Source organism: Streptomyces sp. NPDC012825 (assembly GCF_042900925.1).
In the GTDB taxonomy this organism is placed as follows: Bacteria; Actinomycetota; Actinomycetes; order Streptomycetales; family Streptomycetaceae; genus Streptomyces.
Genome location: NZ_JBIBBZ010000007.1, coordinates 155,316 through 170,674, shown reverse-complemented (window position 1 = coordinate 170,674; position 15,359 = coordinate 155,316). Strand labels below are relative to the sequence as shown.

The 15,359-nt window shown below is 73.1% G+C and carries 13 protein-coding genes and 2 pseudogenes; 7 read left to right on the top strand and 8 right to left on the bottom strand.

The annotated features are described in order from the left end of the window. Positions 1-75 precede the first annotated feature (75 nt). The gene (locus ACFY7E_RS18110; RefSeq protein ID WP_389486137.1) at positions 76-477 is read left to right on the top strand and encodes a MarR family winged helix-turn-helix transcriptional regulator; all 402 of its coding nucleotides are present in this window, start codon (positions 76-78) and stop codon (positions 475-477) included. A gap of 22 nt (positions 478-499) precedes the next feature. Here the strand turns inward: ACFY7E_RS18110 and ACFY7E_RS18105 are convergent, their stop codons facing one another. Both ACFY7E_RS18105 and ACFY7E_RS18100 read right to left on the bottom strand, forming a co-directional pair. Further along, on the bottom strand, positions 500-1,342 hold the full coding sequence (locus ACFY7E_RS18105) for an alpha/beta fold hydrolase (protein ID WP_389485933.1): 843 nt from the start codon (positions 1,340-1,342) through the stop codon (positions 500-502). 4 nt (positions 1,343-1,346) lie between these two features. Continuing rightward, positions 1,347-1,964, bottom strand: coding sequence for a dihydrofolate reductase family protein (locus ACFY7E_RS18100; RefSeq protein WP_389485931.1), 618 nt, complete (start codon positions 1,962-1,964; stop codon positions 1,347-1,349). Between the two features lie 145 nt (positions 1,965-2,109). Between ACFY7E_RS18100 and ACFY7E_RS18095 the strand changes: the two genes are divergently transcribed. Beyond that, positions 2,110-2,985, top strand: coding sequence for a YihY/virulence factor BrkB family protein (locus ACFY7E_RS18095; protein WP_389485930.1), 876 nt, complete (start codon positions 2,110-2,112; stop codon positions 2,983-2,985). 75 nt (positions 2,986-3,060) lie between these two features. On the opposite strand, the gene mscL is transcribed toward ACFY7E_RS18095, so the two are convergent. Continuing rightward, positions 3,061-3,504: a large conductance mechanosensitive channel protein MscL gene (gene mscL, locus ACFY7E_RS18090; protein WP_389485928.1), complete on the bottom strand. Its 444-nt coding sequence runs from the start codon at positions 3,502-3,504 to the stop codon at positions 3,061-3,063. A 189-nt stretch (positions 3,505-3,693) separates the two neighbouring features. Here mscL and ACFY7E_RS18085 point away from each other — a divergent pair, with 189 nt between their 5' ends. Then, positions 3,694-4,443: a ZIP family metal transporter gene (locus ACFY7E_RS18085; protein ID WP_383446434.1), complete on the top strand. Its 750-nt coding sequence runs from the start codon at positions 3,694-3,696 to the stop codon at positions 4,441-4,443. 73 nt (positions 4,444-4,516) lie between these two features. On the opposite strand, the gene ACFY7E_RS18080 is transcribed toward ACFY7E_RS18085, so the two are convergent. Both ACFY7E_RS18080 and ACFY7E_RS18075 read right to left on the bottom strand, forming a co-directional pair. Next, a complete protein-coding gene (locus tag ACFY7E_RS18080) occupies positions 4,517-5,419 on the bottom strand; it encodes a serine hydrolase (RefSeq protein WP_389485926.1) in 903 nt (300 codons plus the stop codon). Continuing rightward, the gene (locus ACFY7E_RS18075) at positions 5,401-6,366 is read right to left on the bottom strand and encodes a LysR family transcriptional regulator (RefSeq protein ID WP_389485924.1); all 966 of its coding nucleotides are present in this window, start codon (positions 6,364-6,366) and stop codon (positions 5,401-5,403) included. The genes ACFY7E_RS18080 and ACFY7E_RS18075 overlap by 19 nt, the downstream gene beginning before the upstream one ends. A gap of 176 nt (positions 6,367-6,542) precedes the next feature. On the opposite strand from ACFY7E_RS18075, the gene bla reads away from it, so the two are divergent. Next, complete coding sequence (gene bla, locus ACFY7E_RS18070) at positions 6,543-7,490, top strand: class A beta-lactamase (protein ID WP_389486135.1); 948 nt, start codon at positions 6,543-6,545, stop codon at positions 7,488-7,490. 90 nt (positions 7,491-7,580) lie between these two features. On the opposite strand, the gene ACFY7E_RS18065 is transcribed toward bla, so the two are convergent. After that, the gene (locus ACFY7E_RS18065; RefSeq protein WP_389485922.1) at positions 7,581-7,976 is read right to left on the bottom strand and encodes a VOC family protein; all 396 of its coding nucleotides are present in this window, start codon (positions 7,974-7,976) and stop codon (positions 7,581-7,583) included. 384 nt (positions 7,977-8,360) lie between these two features. On the opposite strand from ACFY7E_RS18065, the pseudogene ACFY7E_RS18060 reads away from it, so the two are divergent. The 3 genes and pseudogenes from ACFY7E_RS18060 to ACFY7E_RS18050 all read left to right on the top strand — a co-directional run. After that, positions 8,361-9,606 (top strand): annotated as a pseudogene (locus ACFY7E_RS18060) (basic amino acid/polyamine antiporter); the annotation flags it as partial. Positions 9,607-9,674: 68 nt separating this feature from the next. Continuing rightward, positions 9,675-10,220 (top strand): annotated as a pseudogene (locus tag ACFY7E_RS18055) (arginine deiminase family protein); the annotation flags it as partial. A gap of 105 nt (positions 10,221-10,325) precedes the next feature. Next, positions 10,326-10,481 carry a hypothetical protein gene (locus ACFY7E_RS18050; RefSeq protein ID WP_389485920.1) on the top strand — a complete coding sequence of 52 codons (156 nt, stop codon included), beginning with the start codon at positions 10,326-10,328 and terminating at the stop codon, positions 10,479-10,481. A 100-nt stretch (positions 10,482-10,581) separates the two neighbouring features. On the opposite strand, the gene ACFY7E_RS18045 is transcribed toward ACFY7E_RS18050, so the two are convergent. Together ACFY7E_RS18045 and ACFY7E_RS18040 are read right to left on the bottom strand one after the other, a co-directional pair. Next, entirely contained in the window at positions 10,582-12,345 is a 1,764-nt protein-coding gene (locus ACFY7E_RS18045) for a ThuA domain-containing protein (protein ID WP_389485918.1), read from the bottom strand. A 59-nt stretch (positions 12,346-12,404) separates the two neighbouring features. Further along, positions 12,405-15,287: a PQQ-dependent sugar dehydrogenase gene (locus ACFY7E_RS18040; protein WP_389485916.1), complete on the bottom strand. Its 2,883-nt coding sequence runs from the start codon at positions 15,285-15,287 to the stop codon at positions 12,405-12,407. Positions 15,288-15,359 lie beyond the last annotated feature (72 nt).

Sequence of the window (15,359 nt, the reverse complement as noted above, 5' to 3'; positions counted from 1 at the left end):
AGTTTCCCGGGATAAAGTGGACTCATGACAGAAGCTCCCCGCGCGCGGGCACCCCGCGTCGGCACCGACCGGCTCATGGAGCTGCTCTCGGTGTCGCTCGGCGTCTACTACGGCGACTTCACCGTCGCGGCGGCGAGCGAGAACCTCACGGCCAGCCAGGGCAGGGCACTGACCGCGCTGCGCCGGGGACCGGCCGCGATGCGCGCCCTGGCCGAGAGCATGACCTGCGACGCCTCCAACATGACCGGCATCGTCGACCGGCTGGAGAAGCGCGGCCTCGTGCGCCGCGAGGCCGACGCCTCCGACCGGCGCGTCAAGAACGTCGTCCTCACGGCCGAGGGCGAACGCGTCACCGACGCGATCCGCGCGAGGATGTGCGCCACGCGGGACGGTCTGGACCGGCTCGACGACCGGGACCGGGACCGCCTGCACGCCCTGCTGGAAAGGGTCTTCGGGTCCGGGTCCACCGCCTGCTGACCAGGGGCGGACCGCGGCTCCCCTACCCGAGCGCGAGCATCGCCCCGGCGACCTCGTCGACCGCCGCGCCGGGGATCGCGGTGGCGGCCTCCTCGAGGACGAGGAGCCGCGCGCCGGGGATCTCGCGTGCGAGCGCCTCGCCGTTGCCGAGGGGGAAGAACCGGTCGTGGCGGCCGTGGACGACGAGGGCGGGGATCCCGAGTCCCGGCAGGCGCTCGCGCCAGCGGGGCGCGCAGTCGAGCGCGGAGAACACCGTGCCCAGGTGGTTGGCCGTCCGGACCGATGGCGAAGCGCCGGGCGTGCGGTCCCAGACGCGCGCGGCGACCGCCCGCGCGGCGGCGGGGTCGTCGCCGAGGACCTCCGCACCGGCGGCGGCGAACTCCGCGACCGCCTCGCGGTCGGTCCAGTCCGGCATCGGGTGCGCGAACAGCCGGCGCGTCGTCGCCCGGTCGTGGTCGGGAAGGTCGTCGTCGGGCGGGCCGGGGGCGACCGCGCGGGTGCCGACCAGGGTGAGTGCCGAGAACGTGTCCGGGTGGTCGAGCGCGGCCACCTGGGCGACCATCCCGCCGACGCCGATGCCCGCGAGGTGCGCGGGTCCTCCGCCGAGCACGCCGACGAGCGCCGCCGCGTCGGCGGCGAGGTCGCGCAGGGTGTAGGCGGGTGCTTCCGGATCCGCCGTCGTCGACTCCCCGCTGTCGCGCAGGTCGTAGCGGACCGCACGGCGGCCGCCGGCGGCGAGGCGCTCGCACAGCGCGTCGGGCCAGGAGAGCATCGTCGTCCCGCCGGCGAGCAGGACGAGGGGCGCGTCGCCGTCACCGAACGACTCGATGCCCAGGGTGACTCCGTCGAGATCGACCGTGGTCATCGGATCACCTCAGGACGTCGTAGGTCAGGTGAGTCGCGTTCGACGTCGGGAGCACGTCCGTCCGTACGAGCGTGTGGGGCGCTCCCCCGGCGAACAGCGGCGTCCCGGCGCCCAGCACGACGGGGGCGAGGTGCAGCGTCAGCACGTCGACGAGTCCGGCTTCGAGGGCCGAGGCGATCGTGGCGCCGCCGCCCATGAGGACGACGTCGAGGTCTTCGCCGCGACGCGACGACGCCGCCTCGGCGCGCTCGCGTGCGGCGGCGACGGCGTCGGGCAGACCGGTGGTGACGAACGTCCAGTCGAGGCCGGTGAGCCGTACCGACTCCGGCACGGAGCCCGTCACGACGACGAACGCGGGTCTGCCCGCCTCCTCGGCGCCGTAACCGATCTCGTCGTCCCATCCCCCGGGTCCGTCGACCAGGTCGAAGAGGCGGCGCCCGAGGACGACGGCGCCCGAGCGGGCGGTGCCCTCCCGCAGGCAGCGGCGCTCCTCGGGATCGTCGGAGAACGCCCAGGTGTGCAGGGCTTCGCCTCCGGTGCCCAGGCCGTTGCCCGGGCCGGGGTCGGGCCCCGTGACGAAGCCGTCCAGGGAGACCGAGATGTCGGCGATGATTCGAGTCATACCGGGGTGGACCCGGTCCGCCCCCGGAACTCATCGCTCGCCCGCGTACACGGTTCGGGACCCGGGGCCGGAACCCGTCATCCGGAACCCGTCATCCGGTGCTCGGACCCGGGGTGAGAGCGGTGACGCAGGGCAAGAGGACACCGTGGTAGCGAACACCCTCCGGACACGCCGGAGCACTCCGGGCAGCCGTGCCGCCGAGTCGTCGAGGCCGCTGCGCTCGGCCCTGCGCGGCACCGCCGTACGCCTCTGGCACGACAACATCGCCGACTACGCGGCGGCTCTCACCTACTACGCGGTGCTGGCGCTGGTGCCCGCCCTGCTCGTCTCGGTCTCCCTGGTGGGACTGGCCGGGGGCGGCACCCGTGAGCGGCTGATCCTCGACCTCACCGCCTACGCCCCGCCCCAGTCGGCGCAGGTGCTCCGCGAGGCGTTGGAGGGTCTCACCTCGACGCCGTCCTCCTTGTGGACGCTGCTCGTCAGCGGCGTCCTGAGCGCCCTGTGGTCGGCCTCCAGCTACCTGGCGGTCTTCCGCCGCGCCCTGCACACGATGTACCGGCTCCCCGACACGCGGCCGCCCCTGCGCGCGGCGCACGTCCTCGTCCTCACCGCCGGCGCGCTGCTGGCCCTGCTCGTGGCGGGCGCCGCGAGCCTTGTCGCGACCGGCCCCGTGGCCCGCAGGCTCGCGGCGGCCGTCGGCCATCCGAACACGGACGCCGTGGCGTTCCTGCGGTGGCCGGTGCTCCTGGCGATCGTGACGGGCCTCATTCTCATCCTCTACCGCACCGGGCCCGCCCGGGCCCGTGGAAGGCACCGGGGGTTCTCGGGCGGCTTCCTGGCGGCGTTCCTGTGGCTCGGCGCCTCGGTCGTCTTCACCCTCTACACGCAGTTCGGGACCTACAGCCGCCTCTACGGTTCCCTGGCGGGAATCGTCGTCTTCCTCGTGTGGCTGTGGTTCACCAACCTCGCCCTGCTCGCCGGCGCTCAGTTCAACGCGGTGCGCGCGCGGGCGGAGAGCTGAACGGGCCCGTGCCGGCGGGGTCCGGGCCGGCCGGCGGCACCGGCTGGAGTGGCGGCGGTGCTCCGGCCGGACCGGTCACCCGACGCGCTTGGTCGTCTCCTCCGGCTGGACCGGTACGGCGGGCAGGGGGGCGGTGCACGACGCGCAGCGGCGGGCCCGGGCGGGGACGGGGCTGAGGCATTCGGGGCAGTCCCGTTTGGGCGCCTGGACGTCCTGGTGCGGTGCGAGGCGCTCGTGCAGCTTGTTGATCGGCAGTACCACGAGGAAGTACAGGGCACTGGCGAGCAGGAGGAAGCTGATCAGCGCGTTGATGAAGGCGCCGTAGGGGAAATGGATGGCGCCCAGGGTGAAGGTCTTGCGATTCATGTCACCGGTGGCGCCGGCGGCCAGCCCGACCAGGGGCGTCAGGAAGGCGCTCACGAAGCCGTTGACGACGGCGGTGAACGCCGCCCCGATGACGATGCCGACGGCCAGATCGACCACGTTGCCGCGCAGGATGAAGCTGCGGAACCCTTTCACCTTCTCACTCCTCGGAGTTCTTCGACGTTGAGGGACGGCGCGGGGGTGCGACCGGCCCCTCCCCGGATGCCCGGCCGCGTCCCGCCCATGCCTGCCGGGTACCGGCCGGGATCGTGGCGACATCCGTTTCTCCGCTGTTCGAGGGGTAGGAGGGCCCTCGTCCATGGACAGCGTCGAGAGGGGCCGGTTGTGACGGGAGCGTTGGTTGCGGGTGGATGGGGTCTGTTCGCGGGGGCGGCCCTGCTGGTGGGGGCGGCCGTCGGCACGTTGGTGCGGGTCCCGCCCCGGCTGATCGCCCTGGTCATGGCCTTCGGCAGCGGTGTTCTGATGGCCGCGGTGTCGTTCGAACTCATCGCCGAGGCGTACGAACGCTCCGGCATGGTGCCCGTGGTCACCGGCGCCGTCGGCGGGGCCGCCGTCTACTCGGGGGCCAACGCCCTCCTGGCACGGCGCGGCGCGCGGCACCGGAAGCGTTCCGGGGAGGAGCAGCCCTCCGAGAGCGAGGAGCCGGGTTCGGGCAACGCCATAGCCCTGGGAGCGCTGTTGGACGGGGTCCCGGAATCCGTCGTCATCGGCACCAGCCTGCTGGGCGGCGGGCACCTGGGAGTGGCGACGGTGGGAGCGGTGTTCATCAGCAACCTGCCCGAGGGGCTCGCGAGCGCCGCCGGCATGCGTGACGCCGGACGCAGCCGCGGATACGTGTTCGCCCTGTGGGGAGGCATCGCGGTGATCAGCGGCCTGGCGGCACTGGCCGGGTACGCGTTGCTGGGCGGCGCATCCGCGGCCGTGATGGCGACGATCACGGCGGTGGCGGGCGGGGCGATACTGGCGATGATCGCGGACACGATGATCCCCGAGGCGTACGGCAGGGTGCACCTGCTGACGGGCCTGACCACGGTGGCCGGGTTTCTGTCGGCGTTCGCCCTGGCTCACCTCTAGGAGCTCCGGCTCACCTCCGGGAAGTGCCCGGCGCATCGGGACCGGGCAGGACGCGGCCCGGCGGTTCGGGACGTCAGACGTGCCGCAGGTGGTCGCGCAGTGTCCGGGCCGCCTCGCCCATCAGCGCGTCCGCGCCGGGCTGGACGGCGGCCGGGACCAGGGATTCGGTGAGCGCCGCGACGGCGTAGGCGCCGCCGTCGGTGTGTTCCACCACGCCGATCTCGTGCCGGAGGTTGAGCAGGGTGCCGGTCTTGGACCACCAGGTGGTCGCGTCCGAGGCGAAGTCCGGGGTGAGGCGCTGGCGGAGCATGTTGTGCAGCATCAGTCCGCGCACCGCTTCCGCGACCCCGGGGTGGAGGGCCGTGGGCGCCCAGAGCTCCTGGAGCAGGTCGACCCATGCCCTGGCGCTGCCGGTGTTGGCGCGTGTCGTGTCGAGCTGCGGCACCCGGTGACCGCGTCCGCCGGTGCCGGCGTCGATGGCCAGCGCGTGCGCGAGGTGCGCCTGGGCGGTGTCGAAGCGTTCGACGGGGGTGTCGCTGAGTTCGTCGACGGTGTGGCGCACGGAGATGCCGTGGACGTTGAACTCCCGCAGCAGCGAAGTGACCCGCGCGGGCGGGGTGAGGCCGAAGAGGGTGTCGGCGGCCCGCTCGTCGCTCAGGCAGGTGCTCAGGTAGAGCAGGTCGTCGACGGCGATCCGCGCGGGGTGGCGGAAGCGGGTCAGACCGGTGGGCCCGGGGACGGTGCTGCGTCCCGGGGCGACCTCGATCGGGGTGGCGCCGTCGAGTTCGCCGCGCCGGATGCGTTCGAGGGTCGCCACCGCCAGGGGGACCTTGACCAGGGAGGCCGAGGGGAGGACGGTGTCCGGGTCGATGCCGATCTCCTCGCCGGTGCGCAGGTCGCGCACCAGGAGGCAGCCCCGCAGTCCGCCGTCCCCCAGCCGCCGCTCCACCTCGTCGATCAGCGTGTCGGTACGCACGTGCCCGCCTTCCGTTCCCCGCCCGTGTCCGTATCCGTGTCCGTGTTCTCGTCGCCGGCTCCGTCCCCCGCCGGGGGCCCGTCCGCGCCCAGGCAGCGGGCGAGGGCGCGGCCCAGGCGGCTGGCCGTTCCGGCCGGGTCGCCGCCGTCCGCCGCGCAGAGCGCGAACCCCCGGACCGGGGACAGTTCGCCGAGCGGGCGCCAGTGCAGACCGAGCCCGGCGGCCTGCGCGGGCGAGCAGAGCAGCAGGTCCTCCCCGTACAGCACTTCGGCCACCGCGTCCGTCAGGTCGGTCGCCGCGGCGAACTGGGCGGGGCGCAGTCCGACCGCGTCCCGCAGCCGTGCCAGCGGGTCGCGGACGTGCGGCACGTCGTCCTCGGGCTGGATCCACAGCCTCCGCGCCGGGCCCCGGCCGGTCCGGCCGATCCGCAGGGTCTCCAGCCAGACGCGGCGCGTGCCGGGGTCCGCGGCCGTGGCGACGCCCAGCGGCACCGACCAGACCGCCTCGTCGGACGGCACCGCCAGCACCGCGGCCCGCACCTGCCGGGTCCGTACCAGGTCCCGGCGTTCGGCGGGCGGCTCGATCCGCAGGTCGAGGGCGATCCCGAGGGTCCGGGCGTCGGCGACGAGGCGCGCCAGCGCCGCCGTGCCGCAGACGGCGGGCACCGCGATCCGCCAGGGCCTGCGCCGTGCGGTCTCGGCCTCGTGGAGCAGGACGTCGGCGGCGCGCACCAGGGCCCGCGCCGACGGCAGCAGGTCACGGCCGAACGGGGTGAGCACCGCGCGGCGCGACGTGCGTTCGAAGAGCCGCTCGCCCACGTGCTCCTCCAGCGCGGCGACGCGGCGGCTGGCCACCGGCTGGGACATGCCGGCCGCGGCCGCTCCGACGGTGAAACCGCCGTGTTCACCGACGCTGACGAAGGCTCGACTCGCTGCCACCAGATCCACACCCCGCACCCTATGCGCCACCGTGTTCCATGCCGATTCCGCATGGAACGGCGCGTGGCGGCATTGGACCGCATGGCGGTGGCGGGCGAATGTGGTCGGGCACTCATGACACGCACCGGGCCGGTGCCGTACGGGACCGGCCCCTACGCGCCCCTGCCCGGGGCGCACCGGAGGTCCTGACCATGCAGCCCATCCGCGTCGGGCGCGCCCTCACGGGATTCGCCGCCGCGCTCGTCCTCGTCCCGCTGACCGCCTGCGCCGAACCGAAGGCGCAAGCCTCCCCGCCCACTTCCACCGTGTCCTTCGCCGGGACGACGTCCGGTCCGGACGCGGCCGGCGCGTCCCACCGACGTGAGTTCCGCGCCCTGGAGGACGCGTTCGACGCCCGCCTCGGTGTCTACGCGGTCGACACCGGCACCGGCCGCGAGATCGCCTACCGGGACGGCGAGCGGTTCCCCTACGCGTCCACCTTCAAGGCCCTGGCCGCCGGCGCCGTGCTGCGCGAGGAGGGGTTGAGCGGCATGGAGCGCGTCGTGCGCTACACGAGGGACGAGCTGGTCGACCCCTCGCCGGTCACCGAGAAGCACGTCGACACGGGGATGACTCTGGACGCCCTCGCCGACGCCGCCGTCCGCCACAGCGACAACACGGCGGGCAATCTGCTCTTCGAGGAGCTGGGCGGCCCGAAGGGCCTCCAGGCCGTGCTGCGGTCGATCGGCGACGACGTGACCCGGATGGACCGGATCGAGCCGGAGCTCGGCGACTGGCGGCCGGGCGAGGTCCGGGACACCAGTTCACCGCGGGCGCTCGCCGGCGACCTGCGCGCCCTCGTCCTCGGTGACGTCCTGCGCGCCCCTGAGCGGGAGCGGCTCACCACCTGGCTGAAGACCAACCTGACGGGTGACGAGACCATCCGCGCCGGGGTGCCCGGCACGTGGGTGGTCGGGGACAAGACGGGGACGGCGACGACGTACGGCGGACGCAACGACATGGCCGTGGTCTGGCCCCCGGACGGGGCGCCGATCGTGATGGCGATCCTGTCGACCCGCTCCGGCCGGGAGGCGGAGCCCGACAACCGGCTGGTCGCCCGGGCCGCCTCCGTGGTCGCCGGGGCACTGCGCTGAGCGGGCGCGCCGGGCGCCGGGACGCGTGCCGACGAGGGCGGGGGTGTCCGCCCGGCCCCGGAGGCGCGCGCCTCCGGGGCGGAGTGGAGGTCACTCCGTCGGGAGCCCCGGCGCGGAGGTGAGTTCGCGGAGCAGTTCCGCGTTCCATTCGACGTACTCGACGCCCGCTCCGTCCGCGTGGCGGGCGTAGAGGAACCGTCCGGTGGGGCCGTCGGTCGCGGGGGTGGTGAGGGTGGCGCCGGCGGCCTCCAGGGTTTCCCGGAGTGCGTCGAGGTCGTCGACGACGACGGTGGCGGAGGCGTGGCTGTACTTCGCGCGTTCCTCGGCCGGTCCCGCGATGACCAGGAAGTCGCCGATGGCCCCGAGGGTGACCTCGTGGAACGTCAGCCGCAGGTGGGGCCGTTCGCCCGTGAGTTGCTCCAGGAGCGGCAGCGCACGGTCCAGGTCGTCGGTCCACAGGCGCGCGTAGGTCTTCAGGATGGTCATGTCCTTGCTCCCCAGGTCGCTTCCGGTTGCCCGGCAACGGTAGACGAACGGGAACGCGGCGCCGCCCGCCGTCGACGCGTGCGGACCGGCCGTTCGCCGCACGCGGAGTCGGCCGGGAGCCCGGGCGGAGAACCCGTCGCGGGCGTGCCGGACGGGGGCGACCGGGCCGCAGGGGCGTGACCGGTGGCCCGGAGCACCCCCGTTTCCTTTCGTACGGACGACACGACGTCCGTACCGGGAGAATCCTCACGATACGGACTAGGTTCCCGTTGTCACGAGCGGACGGTGCGCGGGGCCCGGACCGGAGGTGTCGTACCGGGCGCGGCCTCCCGCCGTTCGGCACGCCCTTCCCCCGTCCCGACCCCCACGCCAGCGAGGTACGTCATGAGCCATGCGGACACCGGCGGCGACGCCGGGCCCTCCACCGGCGGGAACCCGCCGACGGCCAAGCTCACCCTGCTGACGCTCACCGCCATGGTCGTGGGCTCGATGGTCGGAGCCGGCTCTCCCCGCCACGGCGGTTCGCGCAGGAGACCGGGGTCGCCGGCGCCCTGATCGCCTGGACGGTCGCCGGCGTCGGCATGCTGATGCTCGCCTTCGTCTTCCAGACACTCGCGGTCCGGCGCCCCGACCTGGACGCCGGTGTCTACGCGTACGCCAAGGCCGGCTTCGGTGAGTACCTCGGCTTCTTCTCCGCCTTCGGCCACTGGGCCAGTGCCTGCGTCGGGAACGTGACCCACTGGGTCCTCATCATGTCGACGGTCGGTGCCGTCGCCCCGGCGCTCGGCGACGGTGACACCGTGCTCGCCGTCGTGCTGTCCTCGGCGGGCCTCTGGGGCTTCTTCCCGCTCGTCCGCCGCGGGGTGAGGGAAGCCGCCGCGATCAACCGGGTCGTCACCGTCGCCAAGATCGTCCCCATCCTCGTCTTCGTAGTCCTGGCCCTCTTCTTCTTCGAACCGGCCATCTTCGCCGACAACTTCGACGGCGCCGGCTACGCCGGCCCGCTGTTCGAACAGGTCCGCGGCACCATGCTCGCCACCGTCTTCGTCTTCCTCGGCGTCGAGGGCGCGAGCGTCTGCTCCCGGCACGCCAAGCGTCGCGAGGACGTCGGCCGGGCCACGGTCCTCGGCTTCCTCAGCGTCTTCGCGATCTTCGCCTCGGTGACCATCCTGTCGTACGGAATCATGCCCATGGGCGAGATCGCGGAGCTCCGGCAGCCCTCCATGCGGGGGTCCTGGAGGCCGCCGTCGGCACCTGGGGGAAGGTCTTCGCCAGCGTCGGCCTCGTCGTCTCCGTCCTCGGCGCCTACCTCGCCTGGACCCTGATGGCCGCCGAGGTGCTCTTCGTCGCCGCGAAGGACGAGGACATGCCCCGCTTCCTCGGGCGTGCGAGCGGTGACGACGTGCCCGTCCCGGCCCTGCTGATGACGACCTCGCTCAGTCAGGTCGTGCTGATCGTCACCGCCTTCTCGGACGACGCGTTCAACTTCGCCCTGGACCTGACGAGCGCCCTCAGCCTCATCCCGTTCCCGCTGGCCGCCGCCTTCGCCGTGAAGATCGCGCTGCGGCCCGGAGCGGAGGGAACGGCGGGACGCACCACCCGGCGCGAGACGGTCGTCGTCGCCCTCGCCCTCGGCTGGATCGAGCTCTGAGATCCCGACGGGAAGAGCCGCGGACCCGTACCCGACCAGCCCCGCCCATGGGCATGAGCGAGCGCACCTCGCGCCAGGCCATCACGCAGGTCGCCCGCGCCCTCTTCGAGAACGGCGCCGCCCGGTACGTGGTCGTCGCCGGCGTGCCGAGGCTGCGCTCCGCCATGCACCTCGACACCGTGTTCACCTTCGCCGACCGCGACGTCGTCACGCTCTACCCGAGGATCACGGACGCCGTCCACGCCTTCTCCCTCCGGCCGAGCGACAGGGCACCCGGCGTCGAGATCACCGACGAGGGCTCCACCCCCTTCGTCGACGTCGTCGCCCGCGCCCTCGGGCTGCCCGGACTCCGGGTGATCGAGACGGGCGGAGACGTGTACGCCTCCGAACGCCAGCAGTGGGACAGCGGCAACAACGCCGTCGCCCTCGAACCGGGGGTCGTCTTCACCTACGACCGCAACACCCAGACCGACGCCCTGCTGCGCGAGGCCGGGGTGGAGGTCATCACCATCGTCGGCGCCGAACTCGGCCGGGGGCGCGGCGGCGGCCACTGCATGACCTGCCCGCTGATCCGCGACGCCGTGGAGTTCTGAGAGCCTCGCGAACCGGCCGGCCGCCGGCGCTCCCCGTGCGGCGGCGAGACCGGTGGTCGCGCGGGCGCGCGTGTCGGGGTCCGGGTGGGTGGGCACACGCGGACCATGACCTCTTACTACGCCCAATCGGTACAGCTGGCGGAACGCTGGGACGGTCCGCCCTGGTTCAAGTGGGCGTTCCTGGGCGTGTGGGCGCTGCTCGGGGTGTTCGTCCTCGTCAAGCTCCGCCGGAGCGGCTGGAAGTCTCCCCGGCGGCGCTGAGGCCGCACGCGGGCGCCGGTGCGGCGAGCCGCGGCCCCCGGCGGCGCGTGGGAGACACGCGTCACCGGGGGCCGCGATCACGTCAGGACCTCGCTCCCCGTCAGGGCAGGGTCCACTTCTGGTTGGGGCCGGTGTGGCAGGTCCACAGGTGGACGGCCGTCCCGTCGTTCCAGACGCCGCCCGAGGCGTCGAGGCACTTGGCCGACTGCGGGTTGCGGACCGTGCCGTCGGCCTGGGGGGCCCACTTCTGCGCGGCCGTGCCGTTGCAGGTCCACAGCTGGACCTTCGTACCGTCCGCGCTGCCGCCGCCCGAGACGTCCAGGCACTTGCCGAGCGCCCTCACCGTGCCGTCGGCCGCGACCGTCCACTTCTGGGCGGCACTGCCGTTGCAGGTCCACAGCTGGATCTTCGTGCCGTCCGCGGTCCCGGCGTTGTCGACGTCCAGGCACTTGCCGTTGACGCCCTTGACCTCGCCGGTGCGGGGGCCGGGCTGTCCGCCGTTCTGCTTGATCCGGATGTTGCGGAAGGACACGTCGTCGCCGGTTCCGTGGTTCTGGAGGCCGATGTGCCCCTGGCGCAGGCTGCGGACCGGGTCGGTGTTGGTGAAGTCGTTGATCCTGGTGCCGTTCAGGAAGATCTCCAGGCGTTCGCCGGTGACCCGGAGTTCGTACGTGTTCCACTCGCCGGGCGGGTTCAGCGCGGCGTCGCGGGCGGCGACGTCGGCGGACTTGAAGCCGTAGACGGCTCCGGTGGTGCGGTCGGCCGCGTCGGTGGCGTCGATCTGGATCTCGTAGCCGTTGTTCACCGCGGACCAGGGGTCGTCGGAGGCCGGGAAGCCGAGGAAGACGCCGGAGTTGTCGTCGCCCGCGGCCTTCCAGTCGAGCTTGAGGGAGTAGTCGCCGGTGAACTCCTTGGCGGAGTACCACAGCATGCCGAGACCGCCCTGGGAGGTGAGGGTGCCGTCCGCGAGGGTGAACCCGCCCGGGCCGGCCTGCTTCCAGCCGGTGGTGGACGAGCCGTCGAAGAGGGACGTGTAGCCGGTCTCCGGGCGGCAGTCGGCCTCGGTCGTGCCGGCGGCCCAGCGGATCCCGCCCAACAGGTGGCGTCGGAAGGCGGGTTCGGCGTACGACTCGTCGGTGTGGCCGCCGCCGGTGTAGAAGGCCCGGCCGCCCTCGTAGCCCTTGCACCAGGCGATCGGGTGGTCGCCGGACATGTTCCCGCCCGTGTAGCTGGTCTCGTCGAGCGAGGCCAGGACGTGGGCGGTGGAGCGCGGGTTGGCGCGGTAGTTGTACCACTCGTCGGTGCGCTGCCAGGTGGCGCCCAGGTGGGCGGTGGCGTCGTGCGCCCGGTCCTCGACCCTGACGGTGGCGGACTGGACGGCCGGGTGCGAGTGGAAGAGGGCTCCGGCCAGGCCTTCGTAGAAGGGCCAGTCGTACTCGGTGTCGGCGGCGGCGTGGATGCCGACGTATCCGCCGCCACTCCGTACGTACTGCTCGAACGCGGTCTGCTGGGCGGCGTTCAGGACGTCGCCGGTGGTCGACAGGAAGACGACCGCCTCGTACTGGCCGAGGTTGCCGGTCGTGAAGGCCTGGGCGTCCTCGGTGGCGTCGACGGTGAAGCCGTTCGCCGTGCCGAGGTCGCGCAGGGCCGCGATGCCGGGGGCGATCGAGGAGTGCCGGAAGCCGGCCGTCTTGGAGAAGACGAGGACCTTGTAGGCCGGATCCGCGGCGGCGCGCGCCCCGGCGGCCCCGCCGGTCGCGGTCGTGGGGTGTGCCGGTGGCGCGGCCTGGGCCGCCGTCTGGGGGGTCAGGCAGAGCGCGGCGCCGGCCAGCAGGCCGAGGACCGCCTTCAGGGGGGTACGCATGGAACGGTCGTCTCCTTGTCTGTGGGGCCGCGCAGTCGCGGAGCCACGTGGCCGGGGAGCTACGGCAGGGTCCACTTCTGGTTGGTTCCGGTGTGGCAGGTCCACAGGTGGACGGCCGTCCCGTCGTTCCAGACGCCGCCCGAGGCGTCCAGGCACTTGCCGGACTGCGGGTTGCGGACGGTGCCGTCGGCCTGGGGCGCCCAGGTCTGGGCGGCGGTTCCGTTGCAGGTCCACAGCTGGACCTTCGTGCCGTCGGCCGTGGCGCCGCCCGAGACGTCCAGGCACTTGCCGAGGGCCCGCAGGGTGCCGTCGCCGGGGAGCGTCCAGTTCTGGGCGGTGCTGCCGTTGCAGGTCCAGAGCTGGATCCTCGTACCGTCCGCGGTGCCGGCGTTGTCGACGTCCAGGCACTTGGCGTTCACGCCCTTCACCGGGCCGGAGCGGGCGCCGCCACCGGAGGTCGTGAGGGAGAACTCGTCCACGTCGAACAGCGAACCGGTGCCGCCCTTGAAGACGAGGTACAGGGCCGTGGAGCCGGCGGGGCGATCGGTGAGCGCGGTGCTCACGTCCTGGAAGGTCTCCCAGCCGCCGGTGACCGGTGCGGCCACCGTGCCGAGGAGGGTTCCGGTCGGGGACCCGGCGCGCACCTCGATCGTGCCGCCCGTTCCCGCCGAGGAGATCCGGGCGGTGAACCGCTCGGCGTTCGCCAGGGCGTACGGCCGGAAGGCGATCCAGTCGCCGTTCTCGATGTGGCCGACGGTCCTGCCGCCGTGCGCGGGGGTGTGGGTGACGACCTGGACCCCGGAGGACTCTCCGTAGTGCTCGGCCTGGCGGTGGCCGGGCTGGGTGACGTGCTGGTCGTGCGCGGTCAGCGCGGGCTGGCCGTTGGCGCCCTTGTCGGTGTACTCGGCGTCGACGACGCCGAAGATGTTGGCGTTGGGGTCGTGCTCCCCGTCGGCGAGGGTCCGCAGGGTGCCCGTGCAGCCGGTGGCCGAGGTCTGCGGGTGTCCGTGGCTGTCGTGTCCGACGATGAAGGTGACCTTCACCCTGGAGCAGTCGATCGTGCCGTCCTCGGGGTCGGTCACCGTCACCGTGAAGGGGATCGCCGCGCCGAAGTCGTAGACGCTTCCGTCGGCGGGCAGGTCGAGGCGGACCGTGGGGGCCGTGTTCCCGACCGTGATCGGGACCGAGGCGGTCGCCGACTTTCCGGTGCCGTCGGTGACCTTGAGCGTGGCCGTGTACTGACCGTCGGCCGCGTACGTGTGGGAGGGGGCGGCGGTGGTGGCGGTGGCGCCGTCGCCGAAGGTCCAGGCGTAGGAGAGGGCGTCGCCGTCGGGGTCGGAGCTGCCGGCCGACGAGAAGGAGACGGCCAGCGGCGCCCTGCCGGAGGTGACGTTCGCGCGGGCCTGGGCGATCGGGGCGCGGCCGCCCGTGACGTGTTCGATCCGGTACAGGGCGGAGTTCTCGTCACCGTTGAAGTATCCGGTGCCGTAGTCGAGGACGTACAGGGCGCCGTCCGGGCCGAAGGCCGTGTCCATCACCTGGGTGCCGCTCCAGGGGAAGGGGTTGATCGACTGCACGGTGCCGTCTCCGGCGGCCTCGATCCGCTTGATCCACCGGCGGCCGAACTCGCCGGCGAAGAAGTCCCCGTCGTACTCCTGGGGGAACTTCACGTCGGAGGTCGAGGCGGCGTCGTAGCGGTAGACGGGGCCGGCCATGGGTGATTCGGAGCCGCCGCCGAACTCGGGGACGGAGCCGCCGTTGTAGGGGATCCAGGCGGGCTGGGCGGGCGGCAGGTCGGTGAGGCCGGTGTTGCGCGGGGAGGTGTTCTTCGGGGCGGTGCAGTTGAAGGCGGCTCCCGAGGTGCCGGTGGCGAAGTCGTAGTCGGTGTAGGGGTCGTTCCTGCCGGTGCAGTAGGGCCAGCCGTAGTTGCCCGCCTTGGTGATGCGGTTGAACTCGACCTGGCCCTCCGGCCCCCGGGCGGGGGACGCGGTGCCGGAGTCGGGGCCGTAGTCGCCCAGGTAGACGGTGCCGGTGGCCTTGTCGACGCTCATCCGGAAGGGGTTGCGGAAGCCCATCGCGTAGATCTCGGGACGGGTCCTCGCCGTGCCGGGCGCGAAGAGGTTGCCGGCGGGGATCGTGTAGGAGCCGTCGGCGTTCACCTTGATCCGCAGGACCTTGCCGCGCAGGTCGTTGGTGTTGCCGGCCGAGCGCTGGGCGTCGTAGGCGGGGTTGCGGTTCGCCCGTTCGTCGATCGGGGTGAAGCCGTCCGAGGCGAAGGGGTTGCTGTCGTCGCCGGTCGACAGGTAGAGGTTGCCGGCCGCGTCGAAGTCGATGTCGCCGCCGACGTGGCAGCACAGGCCGCGGGAGGCGGGCACGTCCAGGATCTTCTTCTCGCTGGCGAGGTCCAGGGTGCCGTCGGCCCTCAGGACGAACCGGGACAGCCGGTTGACCCCGTCGTACGGGGTGAAGTCGGCGGCCGTGCCGTCCGCGGGGGCGTCTCCGCCCGGGGTGGTGAGCCTGGGCGCGTAGTAGAGGTAGATCTGCCGGTTGGACGGGAAGCCCGGGTCCGCCGCGACGCCCTGCAGGCCCTCCTCGTCGTGGCTGTAGACGTCGAGCCTGCCCGCCACGGTGGTGGTGCCCGCGGCGTCGGTGCGCCGGAGCGTGCCGTCGCGCGAGGTGTGCAGGACCGAGCGGTCCGGGAGCACGGCCAGGGTCATGGGTTCGCCCGTCTCGGCCACGCCCTTGGCCAGCGTGACCTGCTGGAACTCCGGGGCGGCTGCGGCAGTGGCGGTCGCTTTGGCCGTGGTCGCGGCTGTGGTCGTCGTGCCGTGATCCCCGTGCGTGGGCGCGGAGTTGGCCGGGGACACCGGCAGGAGACAGCCGAGGGTGCATGCCACGGCGGTCAGCAGGAAGCGGGCGCGTCCGCGCCCGGGCGTTCTCATGCGCACAGAGGTCTCCCGACAGAGGTGGGGTGGTGGGGCAGCCTCAGCGTGCTGCCGAGGGGGCTACGGGCG

What these genes read in the sequence shown, in the direction of transcription:
- ACFY7E_RS18065 (WP_389485922.1), bottom strand. Translation starts at nt 7,976, where the DNA reads ATGACCATCCTGAAGACCTACGCGCGCCTGTGGACCGACGACCTGGAC.
- ACFY7E_RS18110 (WP_389486137.1), top strand. Translation starts at nt 76, where the DNA reads ATGGAGCTGCTCTCGGTGTCGCTCGGCGTCTACTACGGCGACTTCACC.
- ACFY7E_RS18105 (WP_389485933.1), bottom strand. Translation starts at nt 1,342, where the DNA reads ATGACCACGGTCGATCTCGACGGAGTCACCCTGGGCATCGAGTCGTTC.
- ACFY7E_RS18050 (WP_389485920.1), top strand. Translation starts at nt 10,326, where the DNA reads ATGACCTCTTACTACGCCCAATCGGTACAGCTGGCGGAACGCTGGGAC.
- ACFY7E_RS18040 (WP_389485916.1), bottom strand. Translation starts at nt 15,287, where the DNA reads ATGAGAACGCCCGGGCGCGGACGCGCCCGCTTCCTGCTGACCGCCGTG.
- ACFY7E_RS18045 (WP_389485918.1), bottom strand. Translation starts at nt 12,345, where the DNA reads ATGCGTACCCCCCTGAAGGCGGTCCTCGGCCTGCTGGCCGGCGCCGCG.
- ACFY7E_RS18100 (WP_389485931.1), bottom strand. Translation starts at nt 1,964, where the DNA reads ATGACTCGAATCATCGCCGACATCTCGGTCTCCCTGGACGGCTTCGTC.